This is a genomic window from Streptomyces sp. SID5910 (assembly GCF_009862125.1).
Lineage (GTDB): Bacteria > Actinomycetota > Actinomycetes > Streptomycetales > Streptomycetaceae > Streptomyces.
This window is the reverse complement of sequence record NZ_WWHX01000681.1, coordinates 1-1,778: the sequence shown is the minus strand read 5'-3', so window position 1 is coordinate 1,778 and position 1,778 is coordinate 1. Positions and strand designations below refer to the sequence as shown.

Annotated in this window: 2 protein-coding genes and 1 tRNA gene; 2 read left to right on the top strand and 1 reads right to left on the bottom strand. The window is 73.0% G+C overall.

Annotated elements, in window-relative coordinates:
- Nucleotides 1-926 (top strand): SPFH domain-containing protein (locus GTW67_RS23805; RefSeq protein WP_161166841.1); only part of this gene is annotated, 926 nt, incomplete at its 5' end.
- A gap of 131 nt (nt 927-1,057) precedes the next feature.
- A complete protein-coding gene (locus GTW67_RS23800) occupies nt 1,058-1,663 on the top strand; it encodes a lytic polysaccharide monooxygenase auxiliary activity family 9 protein (RefSeq protein WP_161166840.1) in 606 nt (201 codons plus the stop codon).
- A gap of 41 nt (nt 1,664-1,704) precedes the next feature.
- Here the strand turns inward: GTW67_RS23800 and GTW67_RS23795 are convergent.
- Nucleotides 1,705-1,778 (bottom strand) — tRNA-Lys (locus GTW67_RS23795).

Here is a 1,778-nt window from a genome sequence, read left to right as displayed (position 1 = left end):
GGATGCGGCGCCCCACCGCGGCGCGCCCCCGGCCCGTCGCCTCGGTCGACCCGGAGCTGACGGAGCGTCCGGCGCAGGTGCTGCCCGGCCTGGCGGGCGTGGCCGCGGGGGCCTGCGGGGTGGCGGGCTGTGCGGTCACCTCCTGGTGGGCCGGGATCCTGCCGCCCCTCGCTCTGGAGGCGCTGGGGCTGCCGGCGCAGACGGGCGCCGGACTCGGGCCCGCGCAGTGGGCGGCGTACGCGGCCGTCGGGGCGCTGTCGCTGTTCGGACTCGGCGGGCTGGCCCGGGGCCGGACCGGGCAGGCCTGGGTGCTCGGTCTGTTCGGCCGCTACCGGGGGACCGTCCGGCGCACCGGGCTGATGTGGGTGAACCCGCTGTTCCTGCGCCGCCGGGTCGACGTGCGGCTGCGGCACTGGCGCAGCGAGCCGATGCCGGCGGCCGACGGGAACGGGGTCGCGCTCAGGACGGTGACGCTGGTGGTGTGGCGGGTGCGGGACACCGTGCGGGCCACGCTGGGCGTCGAGGACCACGAGGCGTATCTGCGCGAGTGCGTCGAGGCGGCGCTGGCCCGGGTCCCGGTGGAGCCGGCGGGCACGGTCCGCGGCGCGGCGGACGTGGCGGGCGAGACGCTGACCCGGCTGGTGGCGGCGGACGCGGCGCCGGTCGGCCTGGAGGTGTTCTCGGTGCGCCCGCTGCGGGTGGAGTACGCCCCGGAGGTGGCCGCCGCGATGCACCGGCGCCGGATCGCGGCCCTGGACGCGGCGCAGCGGGCGAGCGTGCTGACCTCGGTCGTGGACTCGGTGGAGGACACGGTGACCCGGCTGACGATGCGCGGGCTGGTGGAACTCGACGACTACGAGCGCAAGGTGCTGGTGAAGGACCTGACGGTGGCGTTCTGCGCGGGCCGGGGTGAGCCGGGGGCGTGAAGGGGCCGTGGACGGGTCCCGCACCGGGTTCTTCGATTGGTATGGACATGTTCAACTAACGGCAATAACCTGGGACTTGGTCTAGACCAGAAAAGCTCGCTGCACTTCCCCCACGTCACAGGAGAAGCAGTATGCGCACAAGGACCAAGCTGTCCGCCGCGGCGCTGGGCATCGCGACCACCGGAGCCCTCGTCCTCTCGTCCGGCGGCGCCAGCGGCCACGGCTACACCGATCTCCCCGTCAGCCGGCAGAAGGTCTGCCAGAACGGCACCGTCAGCGGTTGCGGCTCCATCCAGTGGGAGCCGCAGAGCGTCGAGGGCCCCAAGGGCTTCCCGGCCACCGGACCGGCCGACGGCAAGCTCTGCTCGGCGGGCAACGGCTCCTTCACCCCGCTCGACGCCCCCCGGCAGCCCAACGGCCAGGCGTGGCCGACCACCAAGGTGAACGGCGGACAGAGCTACACCTTCCGCTGGCAGTTCACCGCCCGGCACGCCACGACCGACTTCAAGTACTACGTCACCAAGCCGGGCTGGAACCAGGACCACGCCCTGTCCCGGTCCGACCTCAACCTCACGCCGTTCTTCACGGTGCCCTACAACGGCCAGCAGCCGCCGGCCACGCTCTCCCACAGCGGCACGCTGCCGTCCGGGCTGAGCGGGCACCACGTGATCCTGTCGGTGTGGACGGTCGCCGACACGGGCAACGCGTTCTACGCCTGCTCGGACGTGACCTTCTGAACGAAGGAGGGCCCCTCGCCTGAGCGAGGGGCCCTCTTCTGTGCGCCGCCAGGGACTCGAACCCCGGACCCGCTGATTAAGAGTCAGCTGCTCTAACCAACTGAGCTAGCGGCGC

What these genes read in the sequence shown, in the direction of transcription:
- GTW67_RS23800 (WP_161166840.1), top strand. Translation starts at nt 1,058, where the DNA reads ATGCGCACAAGGACCAAGCTGTCCGCCGCGGCGCTGGGCATCGCGACC.